Source organism: Staphylococcus sp. HMSC055C03, from assembly GCF_001809385.1.
Classification (GTDB): Bacteria; Bacillota; Bacilli; order Staphylococcales; family Staphylococcaceae; genus Staphylococcus; species Staphylococcus simulans.
The window spans coordinates 1-23,182 of record NZ_KV797511.1; the positions used below are offsets into that span (position 1 = coordinate 1).

Annotated in this window: 18 protein-coding genes and 2 pseudogenes; 14 read left to right on the plus strand and 6 right to left on the minus strand. The window is 36.6% G+C overall.

Annotated elements, in window-relative coordinates:
- Window positions 1-91: 91 nt before the first annotated feature.
- Both HMPREF2603_RS09900 and HMPREF2603_RS09905 read right to left on the minus strand, forming a co-directional pair.
- Window positions 92-418, minus strand: a complete 327-nt coding sequence (locus HMPREF2603_RS09900; protein WP_060804748.1) for a hypothetical protein — start codon at window positions 416-418, stop codon at window positions 92-94.
- A 45-nt stretch (window positions 419-463) separates the two neighbouring features.
- Window positions 464-1,957 (minus strand): catalase, encoded by a 1,494-nt coding sequence (locus HMPREF2603_RS09905; RefSeq protein ID WP_060804747.1) that lies wholly within the window; start codon window positions 1,955-1,957, stop codon window positions 464-466.
- A 208-nt stretch (window positions 1,958-2,165) separates the two neighbouring features.
- On the opposite strand from HMPREF2603_RS09905, the gene HMPREF2603_RS09910 reads away from it, so the two are divergent.
- Window positions 2,166-2,588 carry a cupin domain-containing protein gene (locus HMPREF2603_RS09910; RefSeq protein WP_002480187.1) on the plus strand — a complete coding sequence of 141 codons (423 nt, stop codon included), beginning with the start codon at window positions 2,166-2,168 and terminating at the stop codon, window positions 2,586-2,588.
- A 146-nt stretch (window positions 2,589-2,734) separates the two neighbouring features.
- Here the strand turns inward: HMPREF2603_RS09910 and HMPREF2603_RS09915 are convergent.
- Window positions 2,735-3,786 (minus strand): annotated as a pseudogene (locus tag HMPREF2603_RS09915) (2,3-butanediol dehydrogenase).
- A gap of 316 nt (window positions 3,787-4,102) precedes the next feature.
- Here HMPREF2603_RS09915 and HMPREF2603_RS09920 point away from each other — a divergent pair.
- The 5 genes from HMPREF2603_RS09920 to HMPREF2603_RS09940 all read left to right on the plus strand — a co-directional run bounded on the left by HMPREF2603_RS09920 (window position 4,103) and on the right by HMPREF2603_RS09940 (window position 11,961).
- Entirely contained in the window at window positions 4,103-4,792 is a 690-nt protein-coding gene (locus HMPREF2603_RS09920; RefSeq protein WP_060804746.1) for a zinc-ribbon domain-containing protein, read from the plus strand.
- A 115-nt stretch (window positions 4,793-4,907) separates the two neighbouring features.
- Window positions 4,908-5,828 (plus strand): FAD:protein FMN transferase, encoded by a 921-nt coding sequence (locus tag HMPREF2603_RS09925; RefSeq protein ID WP_060804745.1) that lies wholly within the window; start codon window positions 4,908-4,910, stop codon window positions 5,826-5,828.
- A gap of 251 nt (window positions 5,829-6,079) precedes the next feature.
- Window positions 6,080-9,100, plus strand: a complete 3,021-nt coding sequence (locus HMPREF2603_RS09930) for an NADH-dependent flavin oxidoreductase (RefSeq protein ID WP_060804744.1) — start codon at window positions 6,080-6,082, stop codon at window positions 9,098-9,100.
- Between the two features lie 17 nt (window positions 9,101-9,117).
- Window positions 9,118-10,515, plus strand: coding sequence for an MFS transporter (locus HMPREF2603_RS09935; protein WP_070502095.1), 1,398 nt, complete (start codon window positions 9,118-9,120; stop codon window positions 10,513-10,515).
- Window positions 10,516-10,764: 249 nt separating this feature from the next.
- Entirely contained in the window at window positions 10,765-11,961 is a 1,197-nt protein-coding gene (locus HMPREF2603_RS09940; protein WP_060804742.1) for a hypothetical protein, read from the plus strand.
- Between the two features lie 73 nt (window positions 11,962-12,034).
- On the opposite strand, the gene HMPREF2603_RS09945 is transcribed toward HMPREF2603_RS09940, so the two are convergent.
- Window positions 12,035-13,333 (minus strand): TcaA second domain-containing protein, encoded by a 1,299-nt coding sequence (locus tag HMPREF2603_RS09945; protein ID WP_060804741.1) that lies wholly within the window; start codon window positions 13,331-13,333, stop codon window positions 12,035-12,037.
- On the minus strand, window positions 13,333-14,175 hold the full coding sequence (locus HMPREF2603_RS09950; protein ID WP_060804740.1) for a zinc ribbon domain-containing protein: 843 nt from the start codon (window positions 14,173-14,175) through the stop codon (window positions 13,333-13,335). The genes HMPREF2603_RS09945 and HMPREF2603_RS09950 overlap by 1 nt, the downstream gene beginning before the upstream one ends.
- Before the next feature lie 270 nt (window positions 14,176-14,445).
- Between HMPREF2603_RS09950 and HMPREF2603_RS09955 the strand changes: the two genes are divergently transcribed.
- Entirely contained in the window at window positions 14,446-15,159 is a 714-nt protein-coding gene (locus HMPREF2603_RS09955) for a zinc-ribbon domain-containing protein (RefSeq protein WP_060804739.1), read from the plus strand.
- A gap of 428 nt (window positions 15,160-15,587) precedes the next feature.
- Here HMPREF2603_RS09955 and HMPREF2603_RS13260 read toward each other — a convergent pair.
- Window positions 15,588-15,860 (minus strand): annotated as a pseudogene (locus HMPREF2603_RS13260) (hypothetical protein); the annotation flags it as partial.
- A 1,000-nt stretch (window positions 15,861-16,860) separates the two neighbouring features.
- Here HMPREF2603_RS13260 and HMPREF2603_RS09960 point away from each other — a divergent pair.
- The 7 genes from HMPREF2603_RS09960 to HMPREF2603_RS09990 all read left to right on the plus strand — a co-directional run bounded on the left by HMPREF2603_RS09960 (window position 16,861) and on the right by HMPREF2603_RS09990 (window position 23,176).
- Window positions 16,861-17,574, plus strand: a complete 714-nt coding sequence (locus HMPREF2603_RS09960; RefSeq protein WP_060804738.1) for a GntR family transcriptional regulator — start codon at window positions 16,861-16,863, stop codon at window positions 17,572-17,574.
- Between the two features lie 62 nt (window positions 17,575-17,636).
- Window positions 17,637-18,752 carry an SIS domain-containing protein gene (locus HMPREF2603_RS09965; RefSeq protein ID WP_060804737.1) on the plus strand — a complete coding sequence of 372 codons (1,116 nt, stop codon included), beginning with the start codon at window positions 17,637-17,639 and terminating at the stop codon, window positions 18,750-18,752.
- A gap of 27 nt (window positions 18,753-18,779) precedes the next feature.
- Window positions 18,780-20,573, plus strand: coding sequence for a glycoside hydrolase family 35 protein (locus HMPREF2603_RS09970; protein ID WP_070468889.1), 1,794 nt, complete (start codon window positions 18,780-18,782; stop codon window positions 20,571-20,573).
- On the plus strand, window positions 20,567-21,046 hold the full coding sequence (locus HMPREF2603_RS09975; RefSeq protein ID WP_031262332.1) for a PTS sugar transporter subunit IIB: 480 nt from the start codon (window positions 20,567-20,569) through the stop codon (window positions 21,044-21,046). The genes HMPREF2603_RS09970 and HMPREF2603_RS09975 overlap by 7 nt, the downstream gene beginning before the upstream one ends.
- A gap of 17 nt (window positions 21,047-21,063) precedes the next feature.
- Window positions 21,064-21,960, plus strand: a complete 897-nt coding sequence (locus tag HMPREF2603_RS09980) for a PTS mannose/fructose/sorbose/N-acetylgalactosamine transporter subunit IIC (protein WP_002480158.1) — start codon at window positions 21,064-21,066, stop codon at window positions 21,958-21,960.
- Window positions 21,947-22,777 carry a PTS system mannose/fructose/sorbose family transporter subunit IID gene (locus HMPREF2603_RS09985; RefSeq protein ID WP_060804735.1) on the plus strand — a complete coding sequence of 277 codons (831 nt, stop codon included), beginning with the start codon at window positions 21,947-21,949 and terminating at the stop codon, window positions 22,775-22,777. The genes HMPREF2603_RS09980 and HMPREF2603_RS09985 overlap by 14 nt, the downstream gene beginning before the upstream one ends.
- A 21-nt stretch (window positions 22,778-22,798) precedes the next feature.
- Window positions 22,799-23,176, plus strand: coding sequence for a PTS sugar transporter subunit IIA (locus HMPREF2603_RS09990; RefSeq protein WP_002480156.1), 378 nt, complete (start codon window positions 22,799-22,801; stop codon window positions 23,174-23,176).
- Window positions 23,177-23,182 lie beyond the last annotated feature (6 nt).

The following is a 23,182-nucleotide window of genomic DNA, read 5'->3' on the forward strand; positions in this document are numbered from 1 at the left end:
ATTAGAAGTCAGAACATTTATGTCCCGACCCCTTCTTCTTTTTATCAAAAGAATTAGTAGTACCTCGATCTTGCACTAAAACTTTTAAAAGTTATTTTATTTGCGATGTAACATAGGCTTTAAAGTTTTCAGCTTCATCTTGTTTGAAATCAGTTAATTTAAATGTGCCAATTTCAAATGTCAGACTTAATGTGTCTTCTGTGAGTTCAATCGCTTTAATTTCATTGTATGCGATGTTGCGATAATAGAACTCTCCAGCCATATCTACATTTAAAATCAAACGTTCATTTGTGGCGATGTAAGCTGCTTCAAAGATTTTAATTTCACCGTTCATTGGATAACCCATTTTGCCTAATACTGAAGTTTGTTGTGACTCGGTTGGAAATAGGTCATTTGGGTTCACTTTATCTAATATCATAAATAAGCTACCTCTTCTTTATATATTGCCTAGGAAATAATCGGCTTAGTCTTCAGCATCTAAATCAATACTGTTAATGTCGATACCCATTGCTTTTGCGACACCTTTACCATACTCAGGATCTGCTTTATAGCAATGACGAATATGACGTTCTTTTACTTCTAATGTTACGCCTTCCATTTCATTTGCTGTGTTTTGGAAGATGCGTTCTTGTTGTTCAGGTGTTTGTAGTCTGAACAATTTACCTGGTTGTTCGAAGTAGTTATCGTCATCTTCACGGTAGTCGTATTCATAAGCTGGACCATCTACGACATCCATTGGTGGACGTTTGTAACCTGGTTGGCTTTCCATTGCGCCTGTGCTGTTAGGGTAGTAATGTGTTTTACCGCCTTGGTTGCCGTCTAAGAAGCGACCTTGACCATCACGTGCGAATGGACATAAGTTTTCAACACCTACACCTTTAGGTTGGTTGACTGGGATTTGCCAGTGGTTAACACCTAAACGGTAACGTTGAGCATCTCCATAAGAGAATAAGCGACCTTGCAACATTTTGTCTGGTGAGAAGTCGATACCAGGCACAATGTTAGTTGGTGCGAATGCTGCTTGTTCAACATCCATGAAGTAGTTGTCAGGGTTGCGGTTTAATTCGAACTCACCGACTTCAATTAATGGATATTCATCTTTAAACCAAACTTTAGTTAGGTCGAATGGATTGTCTTTGTGGTTACGTGCTTGTTCTTCTGTCATGACTTGGATATACATTTTCCATTTAGGGAAGTTGCCTTCTTCGATAGCTTCGAATAAGTCACGTTGAGATGATTCACGATCTTTCGCAATCACTTGTTCTGCTTCTTCTAGTGAGAAGTTTTCAATACCTTGTTGTGTACGGAAGTGGAATTTCACCCATACACGTTCGTTATCTTTATTTAATAAAGAATACGTATGTGAGCCGAAACCGTGCATGTGTCTATAGCCACGAGGAATACCACGGTCAGACATTAAGATTGTTACTTGATGTAATGCTTCAGGTAATGAAGTCCAGAAATCCCAGTTGTTTTGTGCACTGCGCATATTTGTACGTGGGTCACGTTTAACTGCGTGGTTTAAACTTGGGAATAATTTAGGGTCTCTGAAGAAGAATACAGGTGTATTGTTACCTACAAGGTCCCAGTTACCTTCATCTGTATAGAATTTTAATGCGAAGCCACGGATGTCACGTTCAGCATCAGCTGCACCGCGTTCACCAGCTACTGTAGAGAAACGTGCAAACATAGGTGTTTGTTTACCGACTTCTGCGAAGATGCTCGCATCTGTGTATTGTGTAATATCATTAGTTACTGTAAATGTCCCGAATGCACCTGAACCTTTAGCGTGCATACGTCGTTCAGGGATAACTTCACGATCGAAGTGTGCTAATAATTCTAAGAAATATACGTCTTGCATTAGTAATGGACCACGTGGACCAGCTGTTGCTGAATTTTCACGATCTCCTACGGGATGGCCGAAAAGACCTGTTAATTTTGATTTGTCTTTACTCATATTCAACTCTCCTTATTTAGAATGATTCTAATCTATCTGTATTGATTGTAGCATGACGCATTAAAAAACTGTTAAAGAATAGCACTCGTTCTTTGAAAAAATTAATAACTGTTCTTGAAGAATTTGTGAACTCTTTATAAAAGTCGTTTCAATGAATTAAAACGGAGTACAATATAAATGTAAGCATTAAATCAAGGAGGGTTTTAAAATGACTTATAATTTTGAAGACCAAGGTAACAAACCAGTAGTAGATAATATCGAAGGTATGACATTGGAAAATGAAAACTACCGTACTACCATTTGGACTGGTTCAAATATTCAAGTTACATTAATGACAATTCAACCAGGAGATGACATCGGTTTAGAAATCCACCATGGTATTGAACAATTCCTACGTGTTGAACAAGGTAAAGGTTTATGCCAAATGGGTCCAACAGAAGACAATTTGAATTTCGAAAAAGAAGTCAACCCTGACGATGCGATTATCGTTCCTGCAGATACATGGCATAACGTCACAAACAAAGGTGACGAACCATTAAAACTTTACTCAATCTACGGTGGTCCAGACCATAAATTCGGTACTGTACACAAAACACACCAAGATGCAGAAAATGATCCGAACGAACATTAATAACACACATCATCATATATGAGGAAAACGACATTTCTTGAAAGAGGAGTGTCGTTTTTTAAATTGAAAGAAAGAGTAATATATACTCAATATAAAAAGGCAGGAAGACTGTGCTCCCTACCTTAACTGGATATACCTATAATTTATTATGCTTGGTCACCATTTAATCTTACTAAGATTTTAGCTTGTGATTTATCACTGACTAATTTTTCAAATCCGGATTCAACGATATCTTCTAATTCGATTTCATCTGTAACGACTGGTTTAACATTTAAGTTGCCTTCGCTGATTAAATCGATCGTTTGTTGGAAAGTAGTTGGTGTGTAAGCAATTGTTGATGTTAATTTCACACCTGTGTTTGTTAATTGCATTGGATCAAATTGTACTGGATGACTGAAAATAGATACGATAACGACTGTACCACGTGGGCGTGTCATAGAAATAGATTGTGCTAATGTAGCAGCTACACCAGCTACTTCAAATGTGACATCTACACCATTTTCAGTGTGTTCGCGAACGAATTCTACCGGATTTACTTCACCAGAGTTTACTGCGTAAGTAGCACCGACTTCTTTAGCTTTTGCTAAGCGTTCGTCAGATAAGTCGAATACAAAAATCTTACTTGCTCCAGCAGCTTTTGCCGCGATGACATTTAATAAACCAATTGGTCCTGCACCGATAACTGCTACTGTATCACCAAATAACAATTCGCCTTCTTTAACGGCTTGTACAGCTACTGCCGTAGGCTCTACTAAAGTACTTCTTTAGCTGATACGTTATCAGGTAAACGGTATACATTACCTTCAGGTGCATTAGTGTAGTATGCGAAACCACCATCTGCACCTAGACCGATAAATGAATAGCCATCATATAAATCGATGTTTTCTTCTTTTTCGTGTTTAGAAACAGTAGGGTTAACTACTACACGATCACCTTTTTTATATTCAGTAACTTCACTACCTACTTCTTCGACTATACCTGAAAATTCATGACCCAAAGTAACAGGTGCTTTTTGACCTAATAACGGATCTGGCTCATCGACCGCGATAAATACAGGTCCTTCTAAATATTCATGTAAATCTGTTCCACAAATACCTGTCCAAGATACTTTAACGCGTACCTCATCGTCTTTTAATGGTCTGATTTCACGTTCCTCAACACGTACATCTTTTTGTCCGTACCATACAGCTGCTTTCATAAAATAAAACGCTCCCTTTCTATAATTCCAATAGGTTAATTGATTGGAATTGTTGTGAATATCTTGATGCTGGGTAACTTGTCTAAAGCCTTGTGACGCTTGGATGAAATGGCTTTCTTTAACATAATTATATCGCTAATTTATGCGTGGAACAATGTTTTTTTGGTTAGATTGATATTAAGTTGAAATAGTGCGTGAAAGCGTAACGTTTAATACAATTTAAGGTAAAAAGTTGAATTGAATATTTAATGATATAGCAGTGTATGTTTTTATCAACTATAATAAAGATAACAATAAACGTGAGGGGAAAAGCGTTATGAAGTACTGTACAAACTGTGGGAAACCTTTAGCACCAGATGAACACTATTGCACAAATTGCGGTAAAGAAAACAGAGATTATCATGAATTTTCACGTACTGAAATTCTACACGAGCGTACATCAGTTTCACCTTGGAAAGTCATCGGTTGGAGTCTGTTAGGCTTAGTTATCTTAGCTTTAATCATAGGCGGCGCTTATCTTGCTTTTTATTTCTATAGCGGAGGTTCAGGAAACCATCAACAAAGCGCAAATAATCATGAACAAGCTACGCAACATAACTTGCCAGACACAGATAAAATCTCAGTCAATGTGAATTCAACGGAGTTTAGTCAAAACTTTATGAAATCATCGAATACACATGGCTATAAAGGCTTTGAAATTGGTCAATCTAAATCAGATGTACAAAGTACATTCGGTAAACCAGAAGGTACAAAAGAAGTTCGTGGAAACAAAGTTGAATTATATGGCGATATGGGTGTCAGCTATGATAATGACAATAAAATTGATCACGTCTTTGTGATTCCATCTCATATGTCTGAAACTGAGTTTACAAGTTTTCATAACGCACCTGATATAGACCATGGAAGTATATGGTATTACGATACGCTGAAAGATAATGGATTCAGTATTAAGGTATATACAAAAGACAATATGATTGAAGCCATTGAAAATATTCCGCAGATTTAATTTAAAGCGACATTTCTTAAAAAGGAGTGTCGTTTTTTAATTTGAATTTCGAGAATGAAAGAGAGTTTGATAGTATAAAGATAAATCTATCGTTATGTATTGAGGAGTTGCTGAAATGAAACAGAAAGTATTAAACCTCATGGGGACACGTATTACCCTACAAATTGAACATCCTAAAGCGGAAGTACTATTAAACCATGCTGAAGAGATGTTGAAAGACTATGAAAAACGCTTTAGCGCAAATGATGATAAATCAGATTTAATGCACGTAAATCAAAATGCGGGCATTAAGCCTGTACAAGTAGAAGAAGATTTATTTGAATTGATTGCACAAGCACATGCGGTCAGTCTGTCTTCTGATTCTAAGTTCAATCTGACGATTGGGCCATTAGTTAAATTATGGAAAATTGGTTTTAAAGATGCTCAATTACCAAATGAATCTGACATTCAAGAGCGTTTACAAAAAATCCAACCAGAAAATGTAGTATTAGATCATGAAGCATATACAGTTTATTTAAAAGTGCCAGGGATGGAAATTGATCTAGGTGCCATTGCGAAAGGTTACTTTGCGGATCGATTAAAAGATTACTTTGTCTCACAAGGTGTACAAACAGGCATTATTGATTTAGGTGGTAATGTCTTAACGATTGGTCATCCTATAAATAAAGATAAGTGGACAGTAGGGATTCAACAACCTGATTCTGAACGTGGAGGATTAGTAGGTGTAGTAGAAATCGCAGGTCAATCTGTGGTGACTTCTGGTATCTATGAACGTTATTTCTATAAAGGTGACAAGCTGTATCACCATATTTTAGATTCAAAAACGGGCTATCCAGTAGAAGGGGGCATTGCTAGTATAACGATTGTTTCTGATCAATCTATTGATGGAGAGATTTGGACAACCGTATGTTTTGCGATGTCGATTAATCAAGCGATTGCGGTGTTGAATGAAATTCCTGGTATTGAAGCGGTGATTATCAGTAAAGATGGTGAAGTCTTCACAACACAACGCATGACGCACCTTACATTAATTTAATATAATCACATGGTGATTCGATGCTTAAATCACCATGTGAATTAATAAAGATACTAAAATAAGTGATTGTAAAAATAATTTAAATTTATCTTGTTAACTATTTCACAAACTTTCTTTCTATGTTATACTTTCAGTGAATCAAAGGTAAATATAAAAAATGAATCACTTGATACTCGTTAACTTCTCATATGCTAGGTATGAGAAAAAATTTTGCGGTATCATGTGAAAATATTCACAAAGGAGAAGAGGGTATGACAAAGTCATTATTTGAAAAGGTTAAATTAGCTTCAGGAGCTGAATTAGATAATAGGATTACAATGGCACCTATGACTATCCAATCAGCTTACTTTGATGGATCAGTAACGGCAGAGATGATTGATTACTATAAACACCGCTCTGGTAAAGTGGGTGCGATTATTGTAGAAAGTTGTTTCGTAATGGACAATGGCCGTGGCTTCCCAGGTGCTATCGGCATAGATACAGATGAAAAGATTTCAGGTTTAAAACGTTTAGCAGATGCGATTCACGAAAATGGATCTAAAGCAATTTTACAGTTATATCACGCAGGGAGAATGGCTGATCCTAAATTAAACGGGGGTGCGACTCCAATTTCAGCGAGTCCGGTTGCGGCGCTTCGTCCAAATGCGGCAGTACCTCGTGAAATGACAGCGTTACAAGTTGAAGATATGATTCACCAATTCGGTGAAGCAACAAGAAGAGCAATTGAAGCGGGTTATGATGGTGTTGAAATTCATGGTGCGAACACATACCTCTTACAACAATTCTTCTCACCTCACAGTAACCGTAGAACAGATGAGTGGGGCGGAAGCAGACAAAAACGTACGAATTTCCCAATGGCTGTCTTGAAAGAAGTACAAAAAGCAACAAAAGATAATGGAGCTGAAAACTTCATTATTGGTTACCGTTTCTCACCAGAAGAATTAGAAGAACCAGGTATCCGTTTTGACGATACAATGTATCTTTTAAATACTTTAGCAAAAGCACATCCAGATTACTTCCATATTTCTGCGAACAGTTATAAACGTACATCTATTGTAGATACAGCGGATAAAGAACCATTAATTTCAAAATATTTAAAACTTCAAAGCGATACGTTAGCTGACATTCCAATTATGGGTGTTGGTAGTATCGGTCAACGTGAAGATGCTGAAGAAGCATTAGAACTTGGTTATGACTTAGTCAGCGTAGGTAAAGCTTATTTAGTTGAGCCACATTGGGCTGAAAAGATTGAAAAGAATGAAAAAGTTGAAGATTTCGTAGATATTCATGATCAACGTTTATTACACATTCCATCTCCGTTATGGAAAGTAATGGACTTCATGATTGTCGATAAAGAAGAAGAACAACGTAAATATGAACGCTTAAAAGCGTTACAAAATAAAAAGGTTAAATATAACCCAGGTACGTATGAAGTCTTCGCGCAAGGACACAATGCGAACTTACCAATGAAAGTTGTGTTCTCTGAAGATGAAATCGTGTCTATTGAAGTAGATGACAGTAATGAATCAGAAGGTATCGCAAACCCAGCGTTTGAACGTTTACCAAACGAAATCATTAATGGTCAAACATTGAACGTAGATGTGATTTCTGGTGCGACAGTGACGTGTGAAGCGGTTATTGAAGGTGTGGCAGAAGCGATTAAACAAGCAGGCGAAAATCCAGACATCTTACGTGCGCGTCCAAAACCAGTTGTAGAATGGTCAGACGAAACTATCGAAGAAACAACAGATGTTGTAGTCATCGGTACAGGTGGCGCTGGTTTAAGTGCAGCAGCTTCAGTCTTAGAACAAGGCAAAGAAGTGATTATGCTTGAGAAATTCGCGGCTATTGGTGGTAATACAATCCGTACAGGTGGCCAAGTAAACGCACCTGAACCTTCATGGCAAAATACATTCCCATCATTACATGGTGAACAAGAAACATTAGAAGCATTAATGAACCATGATGAAAATGACATTGAGGAAGAATACCTTGAAGACTTCCGTACATTGAAACAACAAATCAAAGAATATTTAGAAACACAAAAAGAAGGACAAGATTACTTGTTCGACTCTATTGAATTGCACCGTATCCAAACGTACCTTGGCGGACGTCGTGCGGATAGAAACGGTAAAGTCATCACAGGTCAATATGACTTAGTTAAAACATTAACAGACAATGTCTTAGAATCAGTGAAATGGTTAACTGAAAAAGGTGTACACTTCGATAGAACAATTGTAGATATGCCTGTAGGTGCTTTATGGAGACGTGGACATAAACCAATGAAAGCTCAAGGTTTAGAGTTCATTGAGTCATTAAGTGACTATGTACGTAAGAACCATGGTCAAATCATGACTGAAACAACAGCGGATCGTCTGATTAAAGAAGACGGTAAAATTGTCGGTGTAGAAGCAACGAAACATAATGGTGCGAAAGTTAGAATCCATACACGTTATGGTGTGGTTATCGCCGCAGGCGGATTCGGTGCGAATACACAAATGATTCAACAATATAACACATATTGGGATAACATTCCTGATGATATTAAAACAACAAACTCACCAGCAATCACAGGTGACGGTATTAAATTAGGTGTTCAAGTAGGTGCTGACTTAGTCGGCATGGGCTTCTCACAAATGATGCCGATTTCTGACCCTAAAACAGGTGCATTATTCACAGGCTTAATTGTGACACCATCTAACTTCGTCTTCGTCAACAAAGACGGGGACCGTTTCGTCAACGAATTTGAAAGCCGTGACGTCTTATCTAAAGCAGCATTAGACCAAAAAGATGGCTTGTTCTACATCATTGCTGATGAAAATATTAAAGAACTTGCGATGAACACATCTCAAGAAAAAATTGATAAAGAAATTGAAGAAAAAGTGCTTTATAAAGCAGATACGCTTGAAGATTTAGCAAGACAATTAAATATGGATCCAGACCACTTTGTGAAAACAATTGAACGTTATAACGACTTCGTGGATAAAGGTCATGATGATGACTTCAGTAAGAACGCATTCGATCTTAAGATTGAACGTGCACCGTTCTACGCTACACCACGTAAACCAGCAGTTCACCATACAATGGGCGGTCTGAAAATCGATACAACTGCACAAGTCATTGATATCGATAACAACCCAATAAAAGGTTTATACGCAGCAGGTGAAGTTGCGGGCGGTATCCACGCGGGTAACCGTTTAGGTGGTAACGCACTTGCGGACATCTTCACTTATGGTCGTATCGCAGGTCAAAGCATTATTAAAAATCACTAAATGAGGAGGAACAAGTAATGGCACAAAATAAGAAACAACATCAAGCATTTAAACCGGGTACACAGCTCATCGTTGCGATTATCTTATCCATCCTCACGTATTGGTTATTCGCGCAATCCTTCTTGAACATCGCACCACATGTTCAAAAAGATTACAACATTGATATGACTGTCGTGAATATTGCAGTAAGTTTAACTTCACTATTCACAGGTATCTTCATTGTTGTAGCAGGTGGCTTAGCGGATAAGCTAGGTCGTGTGAAAATAACACGTGTCGGAATTATCTTGAGTATTGTCGGATCTATTTCCGTCATTATCTCAAGTATTCCTGCACTGTTGATTATCGGCCGTGTCTTACAAGGTTTATCAGCCGCATGTTTAATGCCGGCAACGATTGCGATTATTAATCAGTTCTATCATGACGAAGAACGTCAAAAAGCGTTAAGTTTCTGGTCATTCGGATCATATGGCGGAACAGGTATCGCGTCATTCTTCGCAGGACTTGTCGCAACATTCTTTGGATGGAAATGGATTTTCGTATTATCAATCATCCTATCATTCGTCGCACTCTACTTATTTAGAGGGGTTCCAGAATCAAAAGAGCCTGGCGCTAAAAATATGAAGTTCGACGTTGTAGGGATTGCTATCTTCTTAATTATGATGTTAAGTATCAACGTAGTTACAACACAAGGAACAAGATTAGGTTGGTTGAACCCGATTACTTTAACACTTGATGCGATTTTCGTTATTTCAGTCTTTGTCTTCTACTTCTATGAAAGACAAAAACATCAACCGTTTATCGACTTCAGTGTATTCTCTAATAAAACGTATATCGGTACAGTATCAGCGAACTTCTTGTTAAACACAGTTATCGGATCACTCGCATTATTTAATATCTATGCCCAAGCAGGATTAGGTTTCTCAGGATTAAAAGCAGGTTTCGTTACAATCACTTACTTAATCGGAAGCTTATCTATGATTCGTATTGGTGAACGTTACTTACAACGTAAAGGACCAAGATTCCCAATGCTTGCAGGACCGATTTCTATCGCAGTAGGTATACTGCTTATCTCAACAGTATTCTTACCAGATGTAGTTTATATCATCGTATCAGTCATCGGATTCTTATTCATTGGACTCGGACTTGGTTTCTTCGCGACACCAGTACTTGATACAGCATTAACGAGTGTTCCAGCTGAAAAAGTAGGGGTTGCCTCAGGTATCATTAAAATGTCATCAACACTCGGTGCCGCATTCGGTATCGCAATCCTGACAACAGTCTACTCATCACTCGCACCAAACCATACACCAGAATTCTCAGCAGGTATTGCCTTTGTTGTAGGTGCAGCCGTAATGCTTAGCGCATTCGTCGCATCCTTTGTGACAATACCGAAAGGAAAAATGGAGAAACAATAAAATAATATGACACAAGAACTGCTAATCTATACAGGTTAGTGGTTCTTTTTTAATGCGAATAACTCAATTTTATACAGCCGTCACACTCACTTCAGACAAGCGTGAGACTGCCTTGTATGGTTGAGTTTATTCGTTTATAAATATTGTTGTTAAGTGGACATGCACTGTCCTAATCATATGGTTTAATAGAGCTAATTGATTAGGGTTTTAGTATCGATTATAAAAACAAAGTGATAGGATGAGGCAAAATTGGATAACAATAAATTTGAAGAAACTATTTTAAAGCATGCTATTTTAGATCATGATGAATTTTTGGACAAATATAACCCATGGCAAACTGAGCGAGGTAAAAAAGTTATACAAAACTTTGCTGATATTATAAATGGGAAAACACCATCTGATGAAACTAATGAAGAGAATTTTTCTTGGTTAGCTATAGAAGAGAATTTTGAAAATGAGTTTTTGTCAGATAAAATACGTGAATTTAAAATTCCGGCAAATATTGATTTCGGATTACCAAATCATGTAAAAGGTGATATAGATAACTCGAATTTGTTTATTTGTTTAACGAACCCAAATATTCAAGTTGAAGATAAACATGCTGTTAGAGCACATAATACTACTAAGAACTATAAATATTTCATAGAGTCTTTAACTCACTACTTTGATATTTTTAATTCTGATGCAGATGTAAGTTCAAAAAAAGAAAACTTTCCTAGTGAAGCTGAAGTGAGTATACATATCATTGACTTCAATGAAAATATTTTAAAGACTGAGTTCAAATCACTTATAAACGCAAATTTGAATGGTGAAGCTGCTCAAATATTACAAAACAAGACTGTTTTTGCACAACACTATTATTACTTAGGCAAATACTTTTATCCTTTATTTGGTGAATATAATAAGGAAACCACATTTGTTAAACTTCAGCGTAAACTCTCTGAAAGATTAACAAATGAAGACGTTGATGAGTTAGAAGAAAAATTAAAAAATGCTTCTATTTGTAATGTTGAATCATTTCCATTTCGTTCAGGGAACCCTCAACTAGGAGATGGCAAAGGGAATTTTGGCAGAGAGTTATTGAGTTATAAAAATAATACAATTTTATTTAGTGCACGTATTATTTTGAGAAGAATAGCATTAAGCTTAAAAGAAAACTCTAAAGAAAAAGAAACTCCGGCATTTATTTTCAGAAGGTTTAATAGAGCTTGGAAGAATCAAATAATTGAAGTCTTGAAAAAGGATTATGAAGTCAATAATGGTGAAATCAACGAGTATATAAATTGGCTTGAGAAATATTATTTCTATACTTTTGGGAAACGAAATGTTAATAATACGAGTTCTGCACTTATATCTGAAAATATACAAAAGCAAGATAAACCAATAGGTAAAAAAGTTAAAGAACTCAAATACAAAGCAAATGCCATTATTTTCACTAAAAATTAACGGTAAAAATCATCAATAAAAAAGCTGCATGCCCTCAATTTCAAGGTCATGCAGCTTTAATAGTTCTATAAAGTTATTTTCCGTAACCAGAGTCGATTTCTTCGCCATCTTCATCATATTTAGTGACGTATTTGTCTGGTTCAATGATGTAAGAACCGGCAAGGTCTCCGTCTTTATCTGTGAAAGAGAATCCCCAGTCGTCTCCATCTTTTTCTGGTTCTTTATATGTGTATGTGTCTGTATCAAGTGTGCTGCCTTCGAATGATTCTACAACGTCGATGACGTTTTCACGTGTGACTTTTTCCTCTGAGCTTTCGTCATCATCGTCATCTTTGCTCATTTCTTTTTCTAATGCTTTATCGATTTGTTTATCAATAGCATCGTCATCGAAAGAAAGTTTTACTGTTTCTGGGCTTTCTGAATCTCCTTCGAATTTCACTACTTGTTTGTCTGACGTGAAGTTCTTACCTTCAACATCAGCTACTGCGTAGACTTCAACTTTTTCATCTGGCGGATATGGACCATAATCAGTAAAAGAGTCGAAGTCATGTGGTTTGTTGTTGATGTAAAGCGTTGTATCTTCTTCGTTAATACTGTAATTATCTAACTCGACATTGAATTTGATTTGATCAAAGTTTGAGTGAGCAAGACTAGAATGTTGTGATGCATAGATTTGAAGTTGTCCTTTATAGTCTTTGTCGTTAACTTTCTTCGTAGCTTTTAACTCATAAAGACCAAGTGGGAACGAGCCGATATGACCATTACTATCTACTTTGTGTTTCTTGCCTTCGTATTCATAAGTAATTGTGCCACCGTCTGAAATATCATCCATACTAATAGAGTAGTTTGGAATATCGAATTTATAATCATCAAAGAAGAGCCATTTCTTTCCGTCTTGGTCGATGTTCATAATTGTTTCGCTATCATATTTAACAGTATCGCTATACTTATGATTGCGTTTCATGCTTTCGCCTTTTTCTTTGACTTCATTACCGACAGTTTTATAAAGCTTACCGCCTTCTAAGATATCAAGAAAAGCTTTAGCCTCATCTTTACTTAGCTTTTTACCGTCTGACGTGACATACTTTTTAACTTTATTTGGGTCTTTATCTTTAATCGCGTCTGCGACTTGATCTGCTTGATGTGTGACACTTGCTTGTTGTTTACCGATAAAGAAGAGTATCAGTAAAACAATAATGATTGCGGCAATAATACCGATAATTACCCACATCTTTTTAGATTGTGGTTGGCGTGGTGCTGAGTGATAGTTTTGATTAGAGCGCTTAGGTGTTTGATTCGTGGGTGTTCCGCATTGTGGGCAAACTTTCTGTCCCTCTTTAAGTTTGTGTCCGCAATTACGACAGAACTTCACTAGAAACCACCTCCAAATCTAAACAGGTCTTCAAGCATACTTCCAAAGATATCTACAAATGTATTTCGAAGCATTTCACCGTAGATTGATAGTACGATAAATTGAACTACAATATAGATGATGATACCGAAGAATACTGGAATACGTAATGTATGGTAGCTAGAGTATTTCGTGATGAGATAAACAGCTGATGCATAGAAGCTGACAATTCCTAGTAATAATAAGAATGATCCGATTGAATAGATTTCGCCTCTTAGTAACAGTAATCCTAAAATGAAGAAAATGAATGAGAAAGTATTAATGAATACAAAGTCAGACAGAATCTTCGCAAAACTTATGTTGTCTTTAACTACTAGACGTGTCACCCCAGCAAGTAATCCATAAGAAATAACTAAGAATAACAGAATACCGAAGAATGATTTTGTGACAATACCTGATTTCGTAACGCCATATCCAATGTAGTTAACTTCGCTTGGAACGAAGATAGCTAAAACAATCAGTGTCAAAATTAAAAATACTGCAGAGAGTATGCCGATAAATTTAAGTGAGAAAGATTTAGTACCTGCAATCACATTGTCGTGTGATTTGAAGAGTTGTGAAAAGAAACTCGTCCCTTCGTGTTTAATTTCATTCGCATGTTGATTAAATTTTTCTTTGTCGAAACTAGGTTGTTGAATAGAGTGTGTTGGTTCATTTTCATTGTGGTTATGTAATGCTTGAGATGATTCTGATTCAGTAGAATTTTGTGAGGAAACAGCTGATACTTTAGTTAAATCGATTCCGCATTCTCCGCAGAAACGATCGTCTTGTTCAACAGGTGCTCCGCATTTTGGACATTTCATGTTAATCCCCCTTAACTTTTAATTAAATATAAAAAATAATACACAACATTTTGTGTGATTAATGTCATAGTAGCACACTCATTTTTCAATATCTATAACACAATTAAAGTTATTGAAATAATTTTCAAAAAAGACAAAAAATGTACTATAAATTCAAATAACAAGATGTATAATTGAAGTACATTATCAAGTTGTGAAAACTGTAAAGGTGATAGTTTGTACTTAAAATAACGGCATCTATGTCATCTGAATATAGAAAGGAGTTTAACTTTGAAGTACTGTACAAATTGTGGAAAGAAATTAGAACCTGATGAACTATTCTGTACAAACTGTGGCGCAAAAGTGCCACAAAAAGACAGGCGTGATGCAGCACAATCAAAACCTACAAACGAAACACACCGCATACAGTCATCTAAAAAGAAATTATCAAAAGGTTGGATTATCGTGATTAGTCTTATGATCCTCGTTTTGGTTGCTACGTTGATTTTCGCTATCTCTCACTTTATGAGTATCCGTGAAGATAACGACAAAAAAGCCACACAAAACGATACAACACAAGAACAAGCAACAACATCAAAACAAGAAACAAAAACAGTTAAAGTTGAAGTGAACTCAGATGACTTCAGCGCTAACTTTATGAATGCAGATAACTCTTCAGGCTATAAAGGATTTCATATTGGAGATACTAAGAAAACGATTGAAAAGAAATATGGAGAACCAGAAGAAAGTCTAGATATTAACGGTCATGACGCTAATAAATATGGAAATATTGCTGTAAGTTATGACAATGACAACAAAGTAGATCATGTCTTCGTTGTACCTTCTAACGTCACAACAAGAGAGTTCACGGACTTCCATAACGTACCGAATGAAAAACGTGGCGATACTTGGTACTACGATAAAAACAAAGACAATGACTATACCATCAAAGTCTATACAAATGGACAATACATTAAAGCAATTGAAAACATTGATCAAATATAAATAAAAGGAGTCTAGGAAACTTGAGAAGTAAGCCTAGACTCCTTTTTTATTGCTAAAAAATAAATATAACTAATAGCGGAAATACTAAAACGAGATTAACTGAATTTATAAAAATACTTGTAATAAATGATGTATTCAAGTTACTTTCCTTTCGAAAACGTATGGCACCAAAGATAGAAAAAACTAATGTGATTAGAGAATAAATAAAAAAGAAAGTTACAGCGTTAAAACCCCAAGCAGATATAGTATTTGTTAGAAAAAATACGAATAACAAAAGTAATAATATTAGGTAATTAATAATGTTCAAGCACCAGAGTACTCTATTCAAAGGCATCATTCCTAGCTTTTCAATTTTAAAAAATTAATTTAGTTAATGGTGTTTATGTTCATATTCTAATGGTTAAAATAGTTAGATTGTTTTTTATTTTTCAAATGCGATAGTATGAATATTTTCTTGGTTTAGGAATTTTTTCAATCTTTGCTTGTTCTTTGCCATTAACTGATTTGGCAGATTGTCGTAAAGCTTTGAGTTCTTCTTTAGGTAATTTGCCGTTTTTAACTTTGTCAGATGAGTTTTCAATACTTTTATCAAGATCCATCATAAATTTGTTATTAGATTGGGTGAATTTGCTTATACGGTCTGCATTAGTTTGATAGTTGTTAGGTAACTTTTTGTTTTGAATATAATTTGAGAAGTTTTGATCATTCTCTTTTTTTTAGATGACTGGCTTTCTTTATTTTATCAATGTCTTTTTGAGTTAATTCTTTTTCTGGATTAGAGAGTACTTCATAGTAATTACCTGCTTTTGTTAATTTTTTATCACTGTCTAAATACAGTTGAATATCTTTTTTTTCATTTGTGACTTTGAAATGGTAGATTGAGTAGTTTTCTTATCAAAGTATTGTGTAGGAATACTTGTTGCTTTAACTGTCTTCTCTTTCTCTTCGCTTTCTGTTTTATTTGTACTACATCCAACAACGAATAGAACGACAGTGAGTACTAAAAATAATGTTTGATAGTTTTTTCATGAAAATTCTCCTCTTTGTTGATTTCTTTGTTTTTTGTTCATCAGCTTCAAATCACTAACATGCTTTAATTCAAGATAAAGTTACCGATTTTCTTCAGTTTTAAATACAAGGAACATAATTAAGGTAACCACTAAAGGAAGTAGGAAGGTATCAGCTAAGTCCACCTTTCTGTCGAAGATAAACATAATCGAGTTGTAAATAATCAAGGCTAGTATGTAGAATAATATGAATCTCACAATACTTTTCATAGAATCAACCCTCCAAAAGTTCTTATTATTTAATAATTATAACAAACAATAATAAATTGTTTTAGTGCTATTTACAATTTTGAATTTGTGCATTTAATAAGAGACATCTTTAAAGTTTCCTAGTGAAATAGATTTCTCATTACGGAACTGGTAATGTCGCTTTAACACTTAGAAATAAGAAAGATTTAGAGAAGGCTAAGGCATTCATTGAAGCGAGTTATGAGAATAACTAGTTGATGGTACGTATATTAGTGATGTACATGTGTTAAAATGATAGGCAATTGATAGTAGGATGGAACTGTTGATGATTCAGCAGTTCTCTTTTTTAATAGGATAAGAAAAATTGAATTTTTTTCAAAAAAAGTAATGACAGCCCTTACAAACTCAATTATAATAAAAGTGGTTATAACCAGAGGTGATAAAAATGAATAACTCTAAAGCTCCGTTATACTTCCAAGTGTATGAAGATATAAAGACTCGGATTGTAAACGGTGAATATGAGGAAGGAACAAAATTACCATCTGAAAGAAAATTATGTGATTTGTATGATGTAAGTCGTATTACGATTCGTGAGTCACTGGATCGTTTGGAACAGGAACAAATGATCAGACGTGAACATGGAAAGGGCTCGATTGTACTAGGAAATCATTATACACAAGTGTTAAACAGTCTCTATAGTTTCAAAGATGAGATTGAGAAGAATGGCAAGCATGCGAGTACGAAAGTAATTAGTATGGAACGTATTGATGCGACGCCGTTCTTACAAGAGAAAATGGGCTTAAAATCATTTCACTCAGTGTACCGTTTAATACGTTTAAGGCTCGCAAATGACCAGCCGATGATTTATGAAATTACATATTTACCAGTAAGATTATGTGAAGGGTTGGATAAATTCGATTTTAACCATCACTCACTCTATGAAACATTAGATCAGTATTATGATATTCAGATTGATAATGCATATGAAAGTTTAAGTGCGATTAAATTGAATAAGAGTATTGCGGATTTATTGAATGAAAGCATTAACGCAAGCTGTATGTTTATTGAACGTGTCAGTTACGTTAAGGGCGAAATCATTGAGTATACGCAATCTTATGCAGGTGGTAATAATTACAAATACACAGTGCAGCTGCTTTAAGCTCTGTGTATTCATAATGCAACTGGTTATGACAACATAACAACATAGTAGGAGGTAGAATCATTTTGAAGACAACAGATACTTATAGAGAAATACAACAACAACCTTCTGTGTGGAAGAAAACGTTCGATATTGTAAATGATGTTTCAGCGGATTTCAAACGATTCATTGAAGCCATTGAACAACATGAATCGACTGAGAAGTTTAAAGTTATTTTCACTGGCGCAGGTTCAAGTGCATATGTCGGCGACATTGCGCGTATGGCCGTGGATAATAATAAATTCCCGAAATGGAGCTTTGAATCTGTACCGACAACACACTTTGTGACAAATCCGGGCACATATATCGACGATGCAACAACATACTTAGTGGTTTCCTTCGCAAGATCAGGTAACAGTCCTGAAACGCAAGGCACAGTAGAATTATTTAACCAATTGTCACAACATGTTTATCACGTTTTCATCACAAACAATAAAGATGGCTTCTTAGGACGTTACGCAGATACTGAGAATGCATTCAAAGTTATCTTGCCAGATGAAACGAATGATAAATCACTCGCAATGACATCAAGTTTCTCAACTATGTTATTGGCAGCTTGCTTATTATTCAGTTCAGAAGAAATCGATGAAGCTTACTTTAAACGTGTCGAACAGAACTTCAGTTGGATTGATGCACATGCAAGAGAAGTTGCAGCACAACCGTTCAAGAAAATCTTTTATGCCGGCACAGGCATGCAAGGTGAGCTGACCAAAGAAGTCAGCTTGAAACTAAACGAGTTGACTGCAGGTGCGATTGAAATTGCGAAAGAAACTACACTTGGATTCAGACACGGTCCTAAAGCTGGTTTAAATGACAATGCATTATTCATCATGTTGAGAGGCTCAAATGACTATCAACGTCGTTATGAGACAGATGTGATTCATGAAATCGATATACCAGAACGTAACTATCAAATCTTAGTGTTAGACGGTAAAACAAGTGATGATGCATTCACATTTACTTTCCCAAATGCTGAACATGACAGTGATTTAGAGTTGACGCTTGCGTATTTGATTTTCGGACAGTTATTAGCGTTTTATAAATCTGTTCAATTAGGATTGAATCCAGATAATCCAAGTCCAAATGGATTTATCAACCGTGTCGTTAAAGGTGTCACGATTTATCCATTTAAAGCTTAAGACACAATATTCAAGGAGGCGAGCTTGTTGAGTAAATTCACAGTGGAAGAAGAATTTATGTTAGATGGAAAGCCTTTGAAGATTTTGTCAGGTGCGATTCATTATTTCAGAGTGTTGCCTGAAGACTGGGAACATTCTTTGTACAACTTGAAAGCCTTGGGCTTTAACGCCGTTGAGACATATGTACCGTGGAATTTTCACGAAACCGTTGAAGGTGAGTTCGACTTTTCTGGGACGAAAGATATCAAACGTTTCATTCATACGGCTGAAGCTATTGGTCTTTATGTCATCATCAGACCTTCTCCATACATTTGTGCAGAATGGGAATTCGGTGGTTTGCCAGCGTGGTTATTAACAAAACCAAACTTACGTGTGCGTTCGCGTGATCCGCAATTCTTAGAGTATGTGGAGCGTTATTACGACCGATTGTTTGAAATCTTAACACCGCTTCAAATCGACCATCACGGCCCCATCCTCATGATGCAAGTCGAAAATGAATACGGCTCTTATGGTGAAGACAAGACTTACCTCAGTGCACTCGCCCGCATGATGCGAGACCGTGGTGTAACAGTACCGCTATTCACATCAGACGGCTCATGGCAACAATGTCTAGAGGCCGGCAGTCTCGCTGAAGCAGACATTATACCGACAGGCAACTTCGGTTCGAAATCACAAAAGCGTTTAGACAACCTGCACAAGTTCCATCAACAATTCGGCAAAATATGGCCGCTAATGAGTATGGAATTTTGGGATGGCTGGTTCAACCGCTGGGGCGACCGTATTATTACACGTCAAAGCGATGAACTGATTGATGAAATCGGTGAAGTATTAAAACGCGGTTCCATTAATCTCTATATGTTTCATGGCGGCACGAATTTCGGGTTTTGGAATGGTTGTTCTGCACGAGGACGTATCGATTTACCACAAGTGACATCTTATGATTACGATGCACCTTTAGATGAAGCAGGTAATCCAACCGTGAAGTACTACAAAATTCAACAGCTGGTACACAAGCTTCATCCAGAGATTCAACAAACAACACCGAAAGTGAAGCCGTTGATGGCTAAAGATCATATCACGCTAACTGATAAAGTCAGCCTGTTTAACATCCTAGAAGATATCAGCCATCACAGCGAAAGCTTCTATCCAGAATCCATGGAGACTGCTGGTACAGGCTATGGTTACATGGTTTATCGTACACAGTTGAAACGAGCGACTAGACAAGAGTATTTAAGAATCGTGGATGCGAGAGACCGTGTCCAATTGTTCTTAGACAATGAAAAAGTCTATACCGCCTATCAAGAAGAAATCGGTGACAAGTTTGAAGTGGCATTAAAACAACCTGTCGTTCAAGCAGATGTGCTAGTCGAACACATGGGACGTGTCAATTATGGATATAAACTCGTCGCACCGACACAACGTAAAGGTCTTGGTCAAGGTTTGATGCAAGATCTGCACTTTGTACAACAATGGAAACAATTCGCTATTGATTTTGACTTGTTAGAAGACAAGCACTTTGAACAAGCATGGGAAGCAGACCAACCAAGTTTCTACAGATATCAATTTGACATAGAAACACCTGAAAGTACTTACTTAGATGTAAGCGGTTTCGGTAAAGGCGTTGTATTAGTGAACGGTTTTAACATAGGTCGTTACTGGAACATAGGCCCGACACTTTCTTTGTATATCCCAGGTGCATTATTGAAACAAGGTCAAAATGAAATCATTATTTTCGAAACAGAAGGACAGTACTCAGAGGAAATCCGCTTATTACAAGCACCTCAATATATAGCCTCAAAACGTAAGGAGAGAACATCATGATTATAGCAAACAGAATTGACGGCCGTTTAATTCACGGTCAAGTCGCAAACTTATGGGCAACGAAACTGAATATCACACGTTTTATGGTAATTGATGATGAAGTCGCTCAAAGCACAATTGACAAGCAAGGCTTGAAATTAGCAACACCTGCAGGTGTGCGTTTAAGTGTCTTGCCTGTAGCAAAAGCAGCTGAAAATATTTTAGCAGGCAGATACGATTCACAACGCTTAATGGTCATTGCGAAGAAACCAGATCGTTTCTTAGAACTGATCAATCAAGGTGTTGACCTTGATGTGTTAAACGTAGGTAATATGTCTCAAACAGATGAAACAAAGTCTATTACACGTTCTATCAATGTAACGGATAAAGATATTAACGACTTTAAAGCAATTCAACAAAAAGGCGTTAAGATAACTGCTCAAATGGTTCCAAACGATAAAGCAGAAGATTTTATGACATTAATTAAGGGATAGTCAGGAGTGAAGACAACATGGAAATACTTTGGTGGCAGATTTTATTATTAACCTTGTATGCAGGGTATCAAATCCTAGATGAAATCCAAATTTATTCATCTTTAAGCCAACCTGTATTTGCGGGATTAATCGCCGGTTTGATTATGGGCGATGTGACAACAGGGTTGATTATCGGCGGTAGTATGCAATTAACGATTTTAGGTGTAGGGACATTCGGGGGTGCATCAAGAATTGATGCCAACTCTGGTACCTTACTTGCGGTCGCATTCTCAGTAGCACTTGGAATGAACCCGCAACAAGCTTTAGCAACATTGGCCGTGCCGGTTGCGAGCTTAATGATTCAAACAGATATTTTAGCACGTTTTGCTAACACATTCTTTGCGCATAGAATCGATGCGAAAATCGAATCATTTGATTACAAAGCAATTGAAAGAAACTATTTATACGGTATGATTCCTTGGTCATTATCAAGAATGATTCCAGTATTCTTAGCATTAGCTTTTGGTGGCGGCGTAGTGAAAGCCGTTGTAAATTACTTGAACTCAGATTTGAAATGGTTAGGTGATGGTTTAACTGTTGCCGGTGCCGTTTTACCAGCTGTAGGTTTCGCAATCCTTTTACGTTATCTACCTATTAAGAAACATTTCCCATACTTCATTTTAGGTTTCGTATTAACAGCATTATTCGTAACTGTATTTGATGGTATGACTGGACTTGGTACAGCAGTGGCTGGCTTAGATAAACACTTCGGTATTAAATTCACTGGTTTATCAATGTTAGGTATCGCATTGATCGGTTTCGCGTTTGCGGCAATTGAATACAAACGTACATCAGAAAGCCGTCCAGTACCGCAGTATGGTGGCGCAGCTCAGAATAATAACAGCGAAGGAGAGATTGAGGATGACGAACTCTAATAATCAAAACGGCACATCTTATAAATTAACCAAAAAAGATTTTAATCAAATCAATCGCCGTAGCTTATTTGCCTATCAATTAGGGTGGAACTATGAACGTATGCAAGCCTCTGGTTATTTGTATACTATCCTTCCGCAATTAAGAAAGATTTATGGCGACGGCACACCAGAACTTAAAGAAATGATGAAAACTCATACACAATTCTTTAACACAAGTAACTTCTTCAATACCATCATCATGGGTATTGATATCGCAATGGAAGAGAAAGAAAAAGTAAAAGCTAAAGACTCAGTACAAGGTTTGAAAGTTGGTTTAATGGGACCATTCGCCGCAATCGGTGACTCAATCTTTGCCTCATTAATCCCGACAATCTTCGGTGCTTTAGCTGCCAACATGGCAATCAACGGTAACCCGATCGGCGCATTTATCTGGTTAGCAGCTCAAATCGCCGTTATGGTATTCAGATGGAAACAATTAGAATTCGCGTATAAAGAAGGGGTATCCCTTGTTACGACAATGCAACACAGACTTGAGAACTTAACGAACGCAGCTACATTGCTCGGGGTCTTCATGGTCGGAGCTCTCGTCGCCACGATGATTAAAGTGAAGTTCGCTTGGATGCTGCACATCGGTAAATTGACAATTGATGTTCAAAACAATATCGATATGATCTTACCTAAATTATTACCACTTGGTATCGTATTAGCGATTTACTGGTTACTTGGACGCAATAAAATGAGTTCAACTAAAGCCATCTTTATCGTATTAGTTGTATCAATTATCTTATCTGCATTAGGCATTATCGGTAAAGCTTAATTCAAAGGTGGAAACAAAGAGATGAAAAAATTAATATTAATCAGTCATGGCGCATTTTGTGAAGGTTTAAAAGAAAGTGCAGAAATGATTTTAGGTGAACAACCTGATATCGTTCCTGTCCCGTTGTTACCAGAAGAAAGTGCAGAGGACTTCCAAGCAAAATTACTTGCGGAAATGGCCAAAGAAGACGGCTTTACAGTCTTTGCGGATTTAATGGGCGGGACACCTGCCAATGTTGCGGCTAAATTATTAATGCAAGGTCAGCAGTTTGATTTATATGCTGGTATGAACTTGCCAATGATTGTCGCATATGTAAATGGTGAACTCTTAGGAGAAGCACAAGATATTGTTGGAAAAACGAAAGAGTATATTGTGAAAGTAAACGATTTATTATTATAGATTACG